Raw genomic sequence first — 17,571 nt, forward strand, 5'->3', positions numbered from 1 at the left:
ATTTAAAATAGGCTGATACTTTTTTAAATACCAACCTATTTTTATCAATCAAATCAAATAAATTTTAAAATTTATATTGTAAACCAAGTGTCATAGATCTTCCTGGTAAAGGTCTAGCTCTAACATAGTTGTCTTGATTTTCTACAATGCTTCCTTCTTCTACCTCTGTTACACCTATACTATCAAAAATATTGTTAGCAGAAATGTTAGCAAAAAGTGAATCTGTAATCTTAACGTTAGCAAAACCACTTACTATAACAAAGCCTGGCATTACTAACTCGTTATTATCCTGCGCATAAGCTTCTGTTTGACCAGTAAAGCTTAATCCTATAGAGTTTTGTTTTGTTTGACCAAAGTTATAAGATGGCATTATGTTATAAATAAAGTCTGGTTGTCTCCTTGGTGTATTACCTTCGTTAGCACCAGAGTCTACTTCTGCATCTGTGTAAGTTACAGCACCGCGTAAGTTAAAGTTATTAAAGTTGTAAAAACCTTCTACTTCTAATCCCTTAGATTTATAATCATTTTCTATGATACTATTTGTAGAAGCCTCAAAACCGCCTTCTTCGGCTGTATTAGCCATAAAGAAAGTTGCATACAAAGCTCCGTTTTTAAATCCTTGTTTAAAACCTAATTCTGCTTGTCTAATAAAGTCTAAAGCGTTTATTCTATCTCCGTCTGTATAGTTTAATCCAGAAAATAAAATTCTATCTGCTTTTGCTGAAGCACCTTTACTATATCTTGCAAAAACTGCTTGGTTTTCTTTAATCTTGAAGTTTGCTCCTATTGAGTATGAAAAATAATCGTAATCGTAATCTACCGGTGTTACATTAGCATTATCTATTGCAGCTACGCTTTGTTCTGGTACAGAAATAACTCCATCATTATTAACATCAAATTGAGTTGTTACTGCGCCAGCAAAAGAACCATCTACTCTACCTTTATCATACCTTGCACTTGCATCAAAAGTTAATTGATCTGTAGCTTCTACTGTTACGTTAGCATATGGTGCAGAAACATTGTATTGTGTATCGTAGTTTCTTGTACAACAGTTACCCCAAAACGGAACTCCGTAAGCATACAATCCGTTTTCACTTAATGGATTATTTGATGCGTCAAATGCATTTATTAATCTTGCGTTATCATCATTAACTTCTTGTAAGTAAGAATTCCATAACCAAGACATTGACACATTTTGTAAAGATTTAAAGTAACCAACAGTTAAATCTACACCTTCAAAAGATTTTTGAAGTTTAAAATCATTCATAAAGTTGTTAAAGTTGTTTAACTCTACATCAAACATATGTATTCTAGCTACTAAACTGTTCGTAGGGACTGCTGTCCCATCTACAAATTGTAATGTTGATCCTGCTCCAAAACTATCTGCTATTGAAGATGCTGAAGCAACTTCTGCTGGAAATGGAGATACAAAGCTTCCGTTATTTGCAGAAAATCTTGCGTTGTTTTTAATTTTCCAACCTTCACCTATATCAAATTTTGCTTCCATACCTACAGATGTAGATTTAGGATGCATACCGTCTCTTACATCTCCTCTTCTTAACTGTCCGTCTGCACCTAAACCTACTGTTTGTAATAAATTTGACGAGTGTAAAGATCCTGTTGTTGCATCAAAATTAGGTGCATTACTCCAATCTGGATTACTATTTGTTCCTGTTACCTTCATTGGCATTGGTAAGTAAGCTGCTGCTTTATCATTTAAATATTTAGCATAAACTCTAATTTGACCTTTTTCAAATTCTTTTGTTAAACTTAATTTTAATTGACCTCCATTATTAGCCGTAAAACCAGTTTCTCTCACACCTTCTCCTACACGATAAAAACCACCTGTATGCAAGTATAAATCTTCTCCTACTTTAGTACCGTAATCAAAATCTGCTCTAAAAGAATTGTAATCTAAACCAACTGTTGTTGCTAAGTTACCGCCTTCTGTTTTTCCGGTTTTACTAATAATGTTTATAATTCCACCTGGTCCATTTGATGTTAATGTAGATGCAGATCCACCTCTTATTGCTTCTATACGCGCTACATTAGAATCAAATCTTGTAAAAATATCTGCGGTACCAAAAGAAATATCACCAAATAACAACACTGGTAATCCATCTTCTTGTAGTTGGACATATTTTGATCCACCTGAAGAAATTGGTACACCACGAACAGCAATATTAGAGTTACCTTCTCCTCCAGAAGATTCTGATCTTATACCAGGTATCGTTCTAAAAATTTCTGCAGTTGTGCGAGGCGCTGACTGAGCAATAACCTTAGGCTTCATACTTGTTACAGATACACTAGATTCAATTTTTGATCTAGGATTAGTAACACCTGTTATAATAATTTCATCTAAAGATTCTGTATCTTCTTCTAAATCAAAATTTAATGTTACATCTGCATTATTAACTGAAACATTTTTAGATTGCGATGCATACCCTAAATATGATGCTTTTACAATGTAAGTACCATTTTCTACGTTAGAAATCGTGTAATTACCTTCAAAATCTGTTTGAGATCCTTTGGTTGTTCCATCTAAAATTACATTAACACCTGGTATTGGTGTACCGCTAAGGTCTTTAACTTTTCCTTTTATCGTTGATTGGGCCAATACAAACGATAATGAAAAGAAAAAAGAAACTGCTAAAAAGCATTTTGTTTTAATCGTGTTCATCATGTAATGAGTTTTAAATATTCAAAATTATTAGTTGTTTGTTGTCAAATTTATAACTAGATCTTAATAAAAATATAAATTTCTAAACGAAAACGTTTTCGAAAATAACAAAAACGTTTTCGTAAATTTTAGTTACTTTTACAAAAACATGTAAAATGCCAACTACTTTAAAGGAAATTGCAGAAAAAATTAATGTTTCTGTATCTACTGTATCTAAAGCTTTAAAAGGTTACGCTGATGTAAATCCTGAAACCAAAAAGCTTATTCTTAAAACTGCTAAAGAGATGAATTATAAACCAAATTCTTTTGCAGTAAATTTAAGAACTAAAGAGTCTAAAACTATTGGGTTAATAGTTCCTGAAATTGTACATCATTTTTTCTCTAGTGTTATTAAGGGTATTATTGCGCAGGCAGAAAAAAAAGGGTATTTAGTTATAATCTTACAGTCTAATGAGTCTTATGAGCTAGAGAAGAAACAACTAGAGCTATTACAAAATAAAAGAGTGGATGGAATTTTAGTTTCTATAGCAAATGGCACTTCTAAATTTGATCATTTTAAAGAGGTTATAGATAATGATACACCTTTAGTTATGTTTGATAAAATTGCAAAAATTATTGACTGCTCGAAGGTAATTATTGATGATAGAAAAGCTGCTTATGAAGCTACAAAGTATTTGATTGAAATTGGTTGTAAAAAAATTGCCCATTTTAGAGGTCCATTGCTACCTCAAAACTCAATTGATAGATTTTTAGGATACAAAAAAGCACTAGAAGATTTTAACATACCTTACGATTCTAAACTAGTTTATGTTTTAAATGATGTTAGTTTTGAAGAAGGGAAATATTATGCAAAAAAATTAGTTGAAGAACATAAAAATGTTGATGGTATTTTTGTAAATACAGATTTAGTTGCTATCGGAGCAATTACTGCTTTTAATGAAATGAATATAAAAGTTCCTGAAGATATTTCTATAGTTGGATTTAGTAATTGGTTTATGTCTACAGTTGTATCTCCTTCTCTAACAACCATAAATCAACCAGGATTTAAAATGGGTAAAGAAGCTTTTAAAGTTTTATATAAAGAAATTAAAGCTAAAAAGAAAAATGAGAAATTTAGATATAAAAAGGTTGTATTAGATACAGATTTAATAGTTAGAAACTCTACTAAACCTATTTTAAAAAGTTAATATTTCTTTGTAAACCAGAAAATTTTGTACGTTTTACCGCTGATTTTTTAAATAGTTTATTAAAAACATCCTTGGTAATATCTTGCCAATCATTTTTAGTCATAGATAGCAATTCTGGATGCGGATTAAATAATGGTTCATTATGAGGTTTACTAAACCTATTCCATGGACAAACATCTTGACACACATCACATCCAAACATCCAATCGTCAAATTTGTCTTTCATATTGGACGGTAATTCGTCTTTTAACTCGATAGTAAAATAGCTAATACATTTACTTCCATCTACCACATAAGGCTCTACAATTGCTTGTGTTGGGCACGCGTCTATACAAGCTGTACATGTCCCACAATGGTCAGTTGTTGGGTTATCGTAATCTAACTCTAAATCTATAATTAGTTCTGCAATAAAATAAAAGCTGCCCGTTTTTTGGCTTAATAGGTTACTATGTTTGCCTATCCAACCTAACCCACTTTTTGCTGCCCAAGCTTTATCCAAAACTGGTGCAGAATCTACAAAAGCACGACCATAGACTTCTCCTATTTCTTCATTTATAAATGCTAGAAGTTGCTTTAATTTATCTTTTATTACAAAATGATAATCTGTACCGTATGCGTATTTTGATAGCTTGTAACTATCTTCTATTTGCGTTTGTTCTGGGTAATAATTAAGTAATAACGAAATGACGCTTTTAGAATCTTCTACTAATTTTGTTGGATCTAAACGCTTATCAAAATGATTTTGCATATACGACATTTGACCATGCATATTCTTATTTAACCATTTTTCTAAACGTGGCGCTTCTTCTTCTAAAAATTGAGCTTTACTAATTCCGCACGACAAAAAACCGAGACGTTTTGCTTCGGTTTTAATTAATTGCGTGTATTTAGTTTTAGTATTCAATATTATCTAGCTTCAAAATTTAAGATAGCATTTTTTGGTTTTAAAGTAATAAGAGGCAAAATATCTATAGATTTAAATTCTGGCTTGATTTTGTAGCGTTTTATAATTTCGTTTATTGCTATAATCATTTCAAACATTGCAAAATTATTACCAATACATTTTCTTGGTCCAGCTCCAAAAGGAAAATATTGTGAAGAAAATTGTCTACCACCATCTTCAAATCGTTCTGGTAAAAACTTATTTGGTTCTTTCCAAAGTTTTGGATGACGATGAATTTCGAAAACCGAAAACAATAAATTTGAATTCGCTTTAAAATGATAATCCTTAAAATTATCGTCCTCAATATTTACTCGGTCAATAAAATAAACTGGCGGATACAAACGCATAGATTCTTCTAAAACTTGCTGACAAATTTTTGAATTCATTACTTGATTCATCAAGTCTTGCTCATCTTCATTCGCTTTTATTTCATTATAAATTTTGTCTTGCCATTCAGGATGTAACGCTAATAGTTGTAGAGTAAATGTTAGCGCATTTGATGTTGTCTCATGACCTGCTACAAATAGGATTAAAATTTCGTCTAACAGCTGCTTCTCTTCCATTGAAGAACCGTCATCATATCTTGCAGACAACAACATATCTAATAAATCGTTGTACTTAACACTAGATTGTTGGCGTTGGTTTACAATTCGTTTTAAAATATCTTTAGACTCTTGTCCTAAATCTAAGTAATCTTGTAATGTACCACTTATTTTAAACCACCAACCTAGGTACGGTTGTCTAAGCTCTTTGACCAACATTTTCTGAACTTCTTCAGTAATGTGTTGTAGTCTATTTATCTCGTCTTCATTTGCGGCACTACTAAATAAAGATTTAACTACAGTTTGAAACGCTAAATCATTAAAAATAGGAAAGACATCTATAGGTTTATTGGTTTCAATTTTATCATACTCAGTATTAATTGCAGACTGAATCGTATCTAATAACTGTTGAAGATTTTTTTTATGAAATGCAGGTTGAATAAGTTTTCTCTGCGTTTTCCAATGATCTCCTTCTGCAGTTAATAGTCCTTTACCAACATATTTTGATAAATCTTTAGTTTGAATTTTTGACTTTGTATAATTTTTTTGATTTTTCTGAAGTACGTGAATAGCTAATTGTGCATCACGAGAAAAGAAAATATGATTTTTTGCGCCAATATTAAGCCTAAAAATATCACCATATTTATTAAAATTTCTATGATGAAATGGTAACGGATTTTTTAGAATTTTGAAAGAATGTTTTATAAACTGAAGCAATGAAACCTCAGGAATATGTGTTTGTTGCTTCATAAATTTTATTCTTTTCTTAAAACAAACCGCCTTGTGTTGGTCCTTTTATTTTTCCAAGATGTTTATAGGCTAGTTCAGTTACTTCTCTTCCTCGTGGCGTACGAATAATGAAACCTTGCTGAATTAAGAATGGCTCATAAACTTCTTCAATAGTTTCTGAACTTTCACTAACTGCTGTAGCAATGGTTGTTATACCGACTGGTCCACCTTTAAATTTATCGATTATGGTAGAAAGAATTCGGTTATCCATTTCATCTAAACCATAAGCATCAACATTTAAAGCTTCTAAAGCATATTTAGCTATTTTGATATCTATAGATCCATTACCTTTTATTTGCGCAAAGTCTCTAACACGACGCAATAATGCATTAGCAATTCTTGGTGTACCACGACTACGACCTGCAACTTCAATTGCAGCTTCCATAGAAATTGGTACATTTAAAATGTCTGCACTACGTTGTATGATTGTTGTTAATAATTCGGTACTATAATATTGTAATCTACTTTGAATACCAAAACGAGCACGCATAGGTGCTGTAAGCAATCCTGAACGAGTTGTAGCGCCAACTAAAGTAAACGGATTTAGATTGATTTGAACGGTTCTTGCATTTGGTCCAGACTCAATCATAATATCAATTTTATAGTCTTCCATAGCAGAATATAAATACTCTTCTACGATTGGACTTAAACGATGAATTTCATCTATAAAAAGAACATCTCTTTCATCTAAGTTAGTAAGAAGTCCTGCAAGATCACCTGGTTTATCTAAAACTGGTCCAGAAGTCACTTTAATACCAACATTAAGCTCATTAGCTAAGATATTGGCTAATGTCGTTTTACCTAAACCTGGTGGACCATGAAAAAGCGTATGGTCTAATGCTTCTGACCTTTTATTGGCTGCTTGTACAAATATTTGGAGGTTTTCTAATACCTGATCTTGACCTGTAAAATCGCTAAAATTTAGAGGTCTTAAAGTTTTTTCGATATCAAATTCTTCAGGAGAAAAATTATCGTTTGTTGGATCTAGGTTTTCATTCATACAAAAGCAAATATAAAGAAAAAGCCTTTCTGTTTAGAAAGGCTTTTTAAATATTTTAGAGTGATGATTAGTGTTGTAACTCTTCTTCTCCTTCTTTTAAAGGTACATCTTGAGGAACAAAGTCGTCATCATGTCCTGGTTTACTATAATCGTAAGCCCATCTGTGTACAGTTGGGATTGCTCCTGGCCAGTTACCGTGTATATGCTCTACTGGAGTAGTCCATTCTAAAGTGTTAGACTTCCATGGGTTTTGTTCTGCTTTCTTTCCGTAGAAAATACTAGAGAAGAAGTTATAGAAAAATACGATTTGGAAAGCTCCACCTACTAAAGCAAATACAGTAATAACAACGTTCACATTTGATAAATCATCAAATAATGGGAATGCACTGTTTGTATAATAACGTCTTGGTAATCCTGCCATACCAATAAAGTGCATTGGGAAGAATACACCATAAGCACAAACTGCAGTGATCCAGAAGTGAACGTAACCTAAGTTTTTGTTCATCATTCTACCAAACATTTTAGGGAACCAGTGATAAACACCTGCAAAGAAACCATAAAGTGCAGAAATACCCATTACTAAGTGGAAGTGAGCTACTACAAAATATGTATCGTGGACGTTAATATCTAATGCGCTATCTCCTAAAATAATTCCTGTTAAACCACCTGTAATAAAGGTAGAAACTAAACCTATAGAGAATAACATTGCTGGATTAAGCTGTAAGTTACCTTTCCACAATGTGGTAATATAGTTAAATGCTTTTACAGCAGAAGGAATTGCAATTAATAATGTTGTAAAAGTAAATACTGAACCTAAGAATGGATTCATACCTGATACAAACATGTGGTGACCCCATACAATTGTCGATAAAAATGCAATTGCTAAAACTGAAGCAATCATGGCACGATATCCAAATATAGGTTTACGTGAGTTGGTTGCAATAATTTCTGAGGTAATACCTAATGCTGGTAATAATACGATATAAACTTCTGGGTGACCTAAGAACCAAAATAAATGTTCAAATAATACAGGAGATCCTCCTTGGTAATGTAAAACTTCACCTTGAATAAATATATCTGATAAGAAGAATGATGTTCCAAAACTTCTATCCATTATTAATAATAAAGCTGCAGATAATAATACCGGGAAAGAAACAATACCAATAATTGCAGTTACGAAAAATGTCCAAATTGTTAAAGGTAATCTAGTCATAGACATACCTTTTGTTCTAAGGTTTAATACTGTAACAACGTAGTTTAATGATCCTAAAGCAGAAGAAGCAATAAAAATAGCCATAGAGGTTAACCATAATGTCATACCAAGACCAGATCCACCTTGAGCCATAGGTAAAGCACTTAATGGAGGATAAATAGTCCAACCTGCTGCTGCTGGTCCAGCTTCAACAAAAAATGAAGCAACCATTATTACACAAGATACAAAGAATAACCAATAAGACACCATGTTTAAGAAACCTGAAGCCATATCTCTTGCTCCAATTTGTAATGGTATTAATAAGTTACTAAAAGTACCACTTAAACCTGCTGTTAATACAAAAAATACCATGATGGTACCATGAATTGTTACTAAAGCTAAGTAAATATCTGCGCTCATTACACCGTCTGGAGCCCATTTACCTAAAAAGGTTTGAAGGAAAGCGTTAGGTTCTCCAGGCCATGCAATTTGCATACGCATCATTAAAGACATTACAACTCCAATAATTCCCATTATAAGCCCAGTAATTAAATACTGCTTGGCAATCATTTTATGGTCTTGACTAAATATATATTTAGTTATAAATGTTTCTTTATGGTGATGACCATGATCGTCATGTGCATGTGCTTCTACGTGTGCTGACATAATCTAATAATCTTTTCTTTAATTAAAATTTTTCTTTTTCTAGAATTACAAATTTAATGAATTTTTGAACTGTTTTTGTTCTTTCATCCAAGCGTCGAACTCTTCTTGAGTTTCTACAATAATTTTCATTTGCATATTGTAGTGAGATGTACCACAAATTTTATTACATAAAAGTAAGTAATCAAACTCGTAAGGTTCTAAAGCTTCTTCACCATTAGCAATAAGTTCTTTACTATTTTCAGTTCTTATTTTATTAATGTTTGCAACTTTATCTTTAATTTCTGGTACTTCTCTCATTTCAGCAGTAGTTTTTGTTGGAGTAAAACTAAACTGAGTAATCATACCAGGAACACAGTTCATTTGTGCTCTAAAGTGAGGCATATAAGCTGAGTGAAGTACGTCTTGAGAACGCATTTTAAATAATACTGGTTTACCTACAGGTAAGTGCAATTCTGTTACAATAACATCATCTTGGGCATTAGGATCAGATTCATCAACACCTAAGATATTAGCTTTATCTAAATCAATCAATCTTACGTTAGCTTTACCTAATGCGTTATCTGCTCCAGCATATCTTGCTTTCCAGTTAAATTGTTGTGCATAAAGCTCTACAACCATAGGATCTGCTTCTTCATCAACATTCATGATGCTAGTCCAAGTAAATAAACCTTGAATGATTAAACCTGCTAAAACTATTACCGGAATGATTGTCCATATAGCTTCTAATTTGTTGTTATCTGCAAAGAATAAAGCTTTTCTTCCTTTTTGACCTCTGTATTTAAAAGCAAAATAGTGTAGTAAGAATTGTGTTACTGTTTGAACAAAGAAGATAACAAGTAAAGAGATTATCATTAATCTATCAACACTTGGTCCATGCTCTGATGCAGAATTAGAAAGTAACGGTAAATCACCATATTTTGCGATGCAAACAATAGTTATTGCATAAATGAAGATTAAGAAACCTATCATTAAGTAACCGTTTACTTTGTTGTCATTATCATTAGCAATTTGGTTGTTCTCTGTAGATTTACCCGTTTGAGTCAAATCAAAGATTTTAACCATTTGCCAAATGGCAACGAAAATAAATATTAAAACTAAAATTGATATTAAAGCCGTCATTGTTGTCGTTCTTCTTTATTTGTTTTTTTATTAATAATGGAAATGTTCACTTTCTTTTACAAAAGGATTTCCTTTTGCTGTTAAAGGTGCTTTTGATATTGCATAGAATACTAACAATAAGAATAATCCAGCAAATAATAATATTGAACCTATTTCTGGTACACCAATAAACCATCTATCTCCTACTGTTGCAGGCATAATCATATTGAATATATCAAGATAGTGACCTGCTAATATTACAACTCCTGCCATTACAACAAACCAAGGAATACGTTTGTAATCACTGTTCATTAATAATAATAGTGGGAAAATAAAATTCATTGCTACCATACCAAAGAATGGTAATTTATAATCTTCTATTCTAGTTACAAAGTATGTTACTTCTTCTGGAATGTTTGAGTACCAGATTAACATAAATTGAGAGAACCATAAATAAGTCCAGAAAATACTTATACCGAACATGAATTTTGCTAAATCATGAATGTGACTATCATTTACTTGTGGTAATAACCCTTTAGATTTTAAGTAAATTGTAATTAATGCTATTACAGTAATACCACTTACAAACATGCTTGCAAATACATACCATCCAAATAATGTAGAGAACCAGTGAGGATCTACACTCATAATCCAGTCCCAAGACATCATAGATTCAGTATAAATAAAGAATACTAAAAATCCAGCTGCAATACGGAATGATTTTTTGAAATTAGAGTTATCTCCAGCTGCTGCTTCATCTTGAGCTAAAGAGAATTTACGAGCAAAGAATCGGTATATACTCCAACCTGCTATAAAAATAATGCCTCTAATTAAGAATCCTGTAGAATTAAGCCAACCAGATTTTCCTGCTACTAATTTGTCAAAGTGTTCGCTTTCTGGATTAACCATGTCTGGATTCATCCAAACAAAAATATGATCTCCTGCCATCATTGCAATAGCTAGAACAATTATTGCACCAGGTAAAAGGTAATACGTAATACCTTCCATTACTCTAAATAATAAAGGAGACCAACCTGCTTGTGCTGCAAATTGAATTGCATAAAATGCTAATACACCTAATGCTATCATCATAAAGAAAAATGCAGCCACATATAATGCTGACCATGGTCTGTTATGTATTTGATGTTGAACATGTTTTGCATGCTCGTCACCGTGATGAGCATCTGTACTTGAGTGATGTCCAGCATCTTCTAGTGCTCCATGCGAGTTTGTATCATGTGCATTGTCTGAATGGTCATTACCTCCTTTAACAACATGCTCTTCTGTTTGATGAGAATCGCCATGACCACCATGACTTGCTTCTGCCGCTAACATTTCTTTTACTTGGTCTAATGTTTTATGAGAATTCATAAAACCATAGGTTACCCCTAAAAGTCCTAAAACAATTAAGATACCAGCAAAAATCTTTAGTCTATTTGAAAACGTGTACATATCTTTATATAAACTTTATCTAAATCTTATTTTTCTAAATTTGCTTTTAAGCTTAATACATAAGCTACAACTTGCCAACGCTCTTCTTCATTTAGTTGATTAGCATAGCTACCCATTGCATTCTTACCATAATAGATAACATGGTAAATACTACCTTCATTTATCGCTCTACCTGCATCTGCATAACTAGGAACTCCAAGTATTTTTTCTCTCTTTACTAATTGTCCTTGTCCTGCACCTTTATTACCGTGACAAATACCACAATAAATATTGTAAAGTTCTTTACCTCTATTTAAATCAACTTGAGTAGAATCTAATGGACTTGTTAATTCAGCTTTAGCTAAATTGTATCCATCAGTGTCTCCTGCATAATCAAAAGGCATATATCCTCTTGAGATTGTTCCTTCAACAGGCAATTGTGCTTCTACACCATTTGCAAAAGCATCAGATTCTTGATAAGCCTCATAAGCAACAGATTCGTACATGTTTGGCATGTATTCGTAATTAGGTCTTGTCTTTTTATTACAAGACGTAAACGATACTGTAATTAAGGCTACTATTGTTATTTTAATTAAATGTTTCATTGTATCTAATTAATGAGCTTTATCAACTACGTTAATTTCTACTGCACCAGTTTCTACTAACAAGTTATGTAATTCGTTTTCGTTTCCACTAACAGGTATTTCCATTAAGAAATGGTCATCTGTAGTTCTAGGATCTGGATTTTCAGCTTTTTTGAAAGGCCACATTCTACTTCTTAAATAGAATGTAATTACCATTAAGTGAGCTGCAAAAAATACAGTAAGCTCAAACATAATTGGTACAAAAGCTGGCATGTTTTCTAAGTAGCTAAAACTTGGTTTACCTCCAATGTCTTGAGGCCAGTCTTCAATCATGATAAAATTCATCATTAAAACTGCAACTGTTAAACCTACACAACCGTATAAAAAAGCTGTTATTGCTATACGTGTTGGTGCTAATCCCATTGCCTTATCTAGTCCGTGTACTGGAAAAGGTGTGTAAATTTCTTCTATATGATGTTTTGCAGCTTTAACTTTTTTTACTGCGTTCATTAAAACATCATCGTCGTTATAAATAGCGTGAATTACTTTTGAAGCTTCCATATGCTACTTTTAGTTTATTAAATTTTTAGCTTGTCCTGACCAATCATCACGTTCTGCTCTTCCTGGGAAAGAACCTGTAATTTCATCTAACAAGTCGTATTCTTTCTTTGTCATCTTACTTACTTGAAGGTAAGTATAAATACCTATACTGTTAAGTACTTCTTCCATTTTAGGGCCAATACCATTGATTTTCTTTAAATCATCAGCAGTTTGTGTTGCTGGGTCAAAGGTTCCTATTCCTGAAAGTAAATTACTTACTTTTTCAGTGTTTTCAGGTTTTGGTAGTGCTTCTGTTGTTGGAGCTGCCTCTACTTTAGGTGCTTCTACTTTATTATAAACAGAAGTTCTTTTGTCTGCGCCTGTTCCTACTAAACTGTCACCTCTTTCTCTTATGTTTTTATAGCGTTGTCCTGAAGATTTCAAGATTGTTTTAACCTCTGCTTGTGCTATTACAGGGAACGTACGAGAGTATAATAAGAATAATACAAAGAAGAATCCTATTGTACCTACAAAAATACCTATATCTACAAAAGTTGGAGAGAACATTGTCCATGAAGACGGTAAGTAATCACGGTGTAATGATGTAACAATAATTACAAAACGCTCAAACCACATACCTATGTTTACAACAATAGAAATAAAGAATGAGAACATAATACTTGTACGTAACTTTTTAAACCACATAAACTGTGGAGAGAATACGTTACAAGACATCATCATCCAATATGCCCAAGCGTAAGGACCAGTTGCCCTGTTTAAGAATGCATATTGTTCAAATTCTACTCCAGAGTACCAAGCTACGAAAAGCTCAGTAATATATGCCACACCTACAATAGAACCAGTAATCATGATTACGATGTTCATTAACTCGATGTGTTGTACTGTAATATAATCTTCCATATTACACACTTTTCTCATAATGATAAGAAGTGTATTTACCATTGCGAAACCAGAAAAAATTGCTCCAGCAACGAAGTATGGTGGGAAGATTGTTGTATGCCATCCTGGTATAACAGACGTTGCAAAGTCAAACGATACAATTGTGTGTACCGAAAGTACTAATGGTGTTGCTAAACCTGCAAGTACTAAAGATACTTCTTCAAAACGTTGCCAGTCTTTTGCACGACCTGTCCAACCAAAACTTAATAAACTATATATTTTCTTTTGAAATGGCTTAATTGCTCTATCACGTAACATTGCAAAGTCTGGTAGTAATCCAGTCCACCAGAATACTAATGATACTGACAAATACGTAGAAATTGCAAATACATCCCAAAGTAATGGCGAGTTAAAGTTAACCCATAACGATCCAAATTGGTTTGGAATTGGTAATACCCAATATGCTAACCATGGACGACCCATGTGAATAATCGGGAATAAACCAGCTTGAACTACAGAGAAAATTGTCATTGCTTCTGCAGAACGGTTAATTGCCATTCTCCATTTTTGACGGAATAATAAAAGTACTGCTGAAATCAGAGTTCCTGCGTGACCAATACCAACCCACCAAACGAAGTTAGTAATATCCCAAGCCCAGTTTACTGTTCTGTTTAATCCCCAAGTACCAATTCCTGTTGATACGGTATAAATAATACAACCTATTCCCCAAAGAAAAGCAACAAGAGCAATTGAAAAAACAATCCACCATTGTTTATTTGCTTTACCTTCTACAGGAGCAGCGATATCTACTGTTACATCGTGATACGATTTCTCGCCGGTAACTAGAGGTCTTCTAATAGGTGCTTCGTAATGAGACGCCATAATCCTTATATAAGTGTTTCTTAGTTAATTTATGATTCTGTAGTATTTCTTACTTTAGTATGGTACATCACATTTGGTTTTGTACCTACATGCTCTAGTAAGTGATACATTCTATTATCTTCTGTAAGTTTTGCAACTTTACTTTCTTTATCATTGATATCTCCAAAAATCATTGCTCCACTACTACAAGCTGCAGAACATGCTGTTTGGAACTCTCCATCTTTAATCTCACGTCCGTCACGTTTAGCATCAAGAATGGTTTTTTGTGTCATTTGAATACACATAGAACATTTTTCCATTACACCACGAGAACGTACTGTTACGTCTGGATTAACAACCATACGACCTAAATCATTATTCATGTGATAATCAAACTCATCGTTTCCATTGTATAAGAACCAGTTAAAACGACGTACTTTATATGGACAGTTGTTAGCACAGTATCTTGTACCTACACAACGGTTATATGCCATATGGTTTTGACCTTGTCTACCATGAGCTGTTGCTGCAACTGGACAAACAGTTTCGCAAGGTGCATGATTACAATGTTGACACATTATTGGTTGGAAAGCCACTTGAGGATTATCCGCTGGATGTTCTAATTCTCCAAATCCACCTAATGATCCGTTATCTCCGAATAGTCCAGAGAAACCTTCTTTCTTTTCATCATCAGCTTCAAAAGTTTCTTCAGAAGAATAGTATCTATCAATACGTAACCAATGCATATCACGACTACGTCTTATCTCTTCTTTTCCTACTACAGGAACATTGTTTTCAGCATGACATGCAATAACACATGCTCCACATCCTGTACAAGCGTTTAAGTCTATAGATAAATTAAAGTGGTGACCTATTGATCTATCAAATTCATCCCATAAATCTACTTCTGGTGAAGTTACCGGAGTTTCTTCATGGTTTAATGATACTTCAGGAATTGGGTTCCAATAATGTTTATCTTTAGTATTGAAAATTTCTAAAGTTGTTTCTCTAACAATATCACCACGACCCATTAAGGTGTTTTGTAATTGTACGCAAGCAAACTCATGCATTCCAGTAGCTTTTTCTACTGATACAGATTGAACATTGTTAAAGTCTTTGTATAAAGGATAAGCGTTTACACCTGTTTGCATTTCTTCTTTTAAACCAGCTGTACGACCGTATCCAAAAGACAAACCAACAGATCCTTTTGCCTGTCCTGGTTGAATAATTACAGGAACTGTAACACTTACACCATTGGCTTTTACAGTAGCATAACTACCATTTAAAGCACCTGTAGCTTCATGTTCATTTACTAATCCCCAAGCTTCAGCATCTGATTTTGATACTGTTAAATAATTATCCCACGATGTTCTAGATATTGGATCTGGAAACTCTTGTAACCATGGATTATTAGCTTGTTGTCCATCTCCCATACCTGTTTTAGTGTAAAGCACTAATTCAGTACCTTTTGATTTAGCTGAAGATGCTAAAGCTCTTGCAGCATTACTTGCAGGTGTTTCGTCTTGCTCAACTTCTTCAGTTTCTGCAACTTCAGCTGAGTTAATTGAACCTACAAATATTCCATCGTGTAATGCTTTGTTGAATGAACCTCCATTAAGTACACCTGCATTCCACGTAGTTTTGATATATTCATTTAAAGAAGAATCGTTACCGTTCCACTTTAATAATGCTTCTTGAAATTGTCTTGTATCAAATAAAGGACGAATTGTTGGTTGCATTAAACCATAGTGTCCTTTTTTGAATTCTACATCTCCCCAAGATTCTAAGTAATGTGGTGCTGCAGCAAGATATTCTGAAACAGATGCAGTTTCATCTTCTTTCATTGTAAAGTAAATTGAAAGATCTGTTTTCTTAATTGCTTCAGCAAAATCTTTAGCGTTAGGTAAAGTATACATTGGGTTTACACCACTCATAATTACCGCTCCAACTTTACCAGCTTTCATATCTGATATTAAAGTTTGAACAGCTTTTACGTTACCTTGACGTGTTTTTATAGGTGTTTTAGCATCAAATGCTTTACTATTTAAAGCTTCGTTAATTTCTAAAACAACTGTTTGAGCGTTTACATCTTGAATACCTGATACTAACACACCATTGCTTCCTGCTCTTTTTAATTCTGAAGCTACTTTTTGAACAGCCTCTTTTACATTTGCTGGTAGTGCATTAGCATTTACAGATCCACCGACAATTAAACTATGTAATTGCGCTAACACTAATTTTTGGTTAGTTGGTGTTACAGGAACACGCTTATCTGCGTTTGCACCTGATAAAGACATATTAGATTCAAATTGGATGTGACGTGACATCTTACCATCTTTCGGTATACGTCCTTGCGCATAACCTGCATCAAATCCTCCACCTTGCCAATCTCCTAAGAAATCTGCACCAACAGAAACTATGGTCATTGCTTTAGAAAAATCATAATTAGCTAAACCACGCTCTCCGTATTTAGCTTGGAAAGCATCTAAAGCAGCAGATTCTGAAACAGCATCATAAACCACATGGTTTACATTACCATAAGCTTCAGTAAATTCAGCTACTAATTTGTTGGTTGATGGACTAGAGTATGTTTGAGTCAACAAAGCAATTTGCTTTCCTGACGCTTTAATTTCATTTAATTTTTTTGAGGTTTCAGCATCAAAATCAGACCAAGAGATATTATTACCTCCTTTTTTTGGTCCTTGAAGTCTTAAGCTATCATACAAATCTAAAACTGAAGCATTCACTCTTGCATTAGCACTACCGTGTGTTGGTGCTAAAGTGTTATTTTCAATTTTAATTGGACGACCTTCACGAGTTTTTACTAAAACACTAGCATAATCAAAACCATTTGCAATTACAGTAGCATAATAGTTAGCTACACCAGGAACGATTCTTTCTGGCTGAACTACGTAAGGAATTGATTTTACAACTGGTCCTTCGCAAGCCGCTAAAGAAGCAGCAGCTGTACTAAAACCAACATACTTTAAGAAATCACGACGTGTTGTTGAAGAACTCTCTAACTTATCTTTATCTCCTAAAAACTCGTCAGTTGGAATTTCTTGAACAAATTCGTTTTGTTTTAGCGTCTCAACAATAGAGCTATTCTCATTTAGCTCCTCAACACTTTTCCAGTATTTCTTGTTTGATGACATATT

At 33.3% G+C, this 17,571-nt stretch carries 12 protein-coding genes; 1 reads left to right on the top strand and 11 read right to left on the bottom strand.

Annotation, left to right across the window (positions count from 1 at the left end; genetic code table 11):
• Positions 1–64 precede the first annotated feature (64 nt).
• Positions 65–2,680 (bottom strand): TonB-dependent receptor, encoded by a 2,616-nt coding sequence (locus FHS04_RS08400; RefSeq protein ID WP_106677461.1) that lies wholly within the window; start codon positions 2,678–2,680, stop codon positions 65–67.
• A gap of 155 nt (positions 2,681–2,835) precedes the next feature.
• On the opposite strand from FHS04_RS08400, the gene FHS04_RS08405 reads away from it, so the two are divergent.
• On the top strand, positions 2,836–3,867 hold the full coding sequence (locus FHS04_RS08405) for a LacI family DNA-binding transcriptional regulator (protein ID WP_106677459.1): 1,032 nt from the start codon (positions 2,836–2,838) through the stop codon (positions 3,865–3,867).
• Here FHS04_RS08405 and queG read toward each other — a convergent pair.
• From queG to FHS04_RS08455, 10 genes are all read right to left on the bottom strand, one after another.
• Positions 3,851–4,771 carry a tRNA epoxyqueuosine(34) reductase QueG gene (queG, locus tag FHS04_RS08410; protein WP_106677457.1) on the bottom strand — a complete coding sequence of 307 codons (921 nt, stop codon included), beginning with the start codon at positions 4,769–4,771 and terminating at the stop codon, positions 3,851–3,853. The genes FHS04_RS08405 and queG overlap by 17 nt on opposite strands.
• Positions 4,772–4,773: 2 nt before the next feature.
• Positions 4,774–6,102 carry a cytochrome P450 gene (locus FHS04_RS08415; protein ID WP_106677455.1) on the bottom strand — a complete coding sequence of 443 codons (1,329 nt, stop codon included), beginning with the start codon at positions 6,100–6,102 and terminating at the stop codon, positions 4,774–4,776.
• Between the two features lie 16 nt (positions 6,103–6,118).
• A complete protein-coding gene (ruvB, locus tag FHS04_RS08420) occupies positions 6,119–7,141 on the bottom strand; it encodes a Holliday junction branch migration DNA helicase RuvB (protein ID WP_027879454.1) in 1,023 nt (340 codons plus the stop codon).
• 67 nt (positions 7,142–7,208) lie between these two features.
• A complete protein-coding gene (locus tag FHS04_RS08425; RefSeq protein ID WP_027879455.1) occupies positions 7,209–8,999 on the bottom strand; it encodes a cytochrome c oxidase subunit I in 1,791 nt (596 codons plus the stop codon).
• 45 nt (positions 9,000–9,044) lie between these two features.
• Entirely contained in the window at positions 9,045–10,118 is a 1,074-nt protein-coding gene (locus tag FHS04_RS08430) for a cytochrome c oxidase subunit II (protein ID WP_027879456.1), read from the bottom strand.
• A gap of 30 nt (positions 10,119–10,148) precedes the next feature.
• Positions 10,149–11,549 carry a DUF4779 domain-containing protein gene (locus tag FHS04_RS08435; RefSeq protein ID WP_106677453.1) on the bottom strand — a complete coding sequence of 467 codons (1,401 nt, stop codon included), beginning with the start codon at positions 11,547–11,549 and terminating at the stop codon, positions 10,149–10,151.
• A 26-nt stretch (positions 11,550–11,575) separates the two neighbouring features.
• Entirely contained in the window at positions 11,576–12,133 is a 558-nt protein-coding gene (locus tag FHS04_RS08440) for a c-type cytochrome (protein ID WP_027879458.1), read from the bottom strand.
• A gap of 9 nt (positions 12,134–12,142) precedes the next feature.
• On the bottom strand, positions 12,143–12,673 hold the full coding sequence (locus FHS04_RS08445) for a DUF3341 domain-containing protein (protein ID WP_027879459.1): 531 nt from the start codon (positions 12,671–12,673) through the stop codon (positions 12,143–12,145).
• 9 nt (positions 12,674–12,682) lie between these two features.
• Entirely contained in the window at positions 12,683–14,434 is a 1,752-nt protein-coding gene (gene nrfD / locus FHS04_RS08450; RefSeq protein WP_106677451.1) for an NrfD/PsrC family molybdoenzyme membrane anchor subunit, read from the bottom strand.
• Positions 14,435–14,463: 29 nt separating this feature from the next.
• Entirely contained in the window at positions 14,464–17,568 is a 3,105-nt protein-coding gene (locus FHS04_RS08455) for a TAT-variant-translocated molybdopterin oxidoreductase (protein ID WP_106677449.1), read from the bottom strand.
• Positions 17,569–17,571: the final 3 nt, after the last annotated feature.

It is taken from the genome of Mesoflavibacter zeaxanthinifaciens subsp. sabulilitoris, from assembly GCF_014191595.1.
Classification (GTDB): domain Bacteria; phylum Bacteroidota; class Bacteroidia; order Flavobacteriales; family Flavobacteriaceae; genus Mesoflavibacter; species Mesoflavibacter zeaxanthinifaciens.

Bases quoted from the DNA above. Each gene is read 5' to 3' on its own strand.
- ruvB (WP_027879454.1), bottom strand. From the start codon at position 7,141: ATGAATGAAAACCTAGATCCAACAAACGATAATTTTTCTCCTGAAGAA.
- FHS04_RS08400 (WP_106677461.1), bottom strand. From the start codon at position 2,680: ATGAACACGATTAAAACAAAATGCTTTTTAGCAGTTTCTTTTTTCTTT.
- FHS04_RS08415 (WP_106677455.1), bottom strand. From the start codon at position 6,102: ATGAAGCAACAAACACATATTCCTGAGGTTTCATTGCTTCAGTTTATA.
- FHS04_RS08455 (WP_106677449.1), bottom strand. From the start codon at position 17,568: ATGTCATCAAACAAGAAATACTGGAAAAGTGTTGAGGAGCTAAATGAG.
- FHS04_RS08445 (WP_027879459.1), bottom strand. From the start codon at position 12,673: ATGGAAGCTTCAAAAGTAATTCACGCTATTTATAACGACGATGATGTT.
- FHS04_RS08430 (WP_027879456.1), bottom strand. From the start codon at position 10,118: ATGACGGCTTTAATATCAATTTTAGTTTTAATATTTATTTTCGTTGCC.
- FHS04_RS08425 (WP_027879455.1), bottom strand. From the start codon at position 8,999: ATGTCAGCACACGTAGAAGCACATGCACATGACGATCATGGTCATCAC.
- FHS04_RS08440 (WP_027879458.1), bottom strand. From the start codon at position 12,133: ATGAAACATTTAATTAAAATAACAATAGTAGCCTTAATTACAGTATCG.
- FHS04_RS08405 (WP_106677459.1), top strand. From the start codon at position 2,836: ATGCCAACTACTTTAAAGGAAATTGCAGAAAAAATTAATGTTTCTGTA.
- FHS04_RS08435 (WP_106677453.1), bottom strand. From the start codon at position 11,549: ATGTACACGTTTTCAAATAGACTAAAGATTTTTGCTGGTATCTTAATT.
- nrfD (WP_106677451.1), bottom strand. From the start codon at position 14,434: ATGGCGTCTCATTACGAAGCACCTATTAGAAGACCTCTAGTTACCGGC.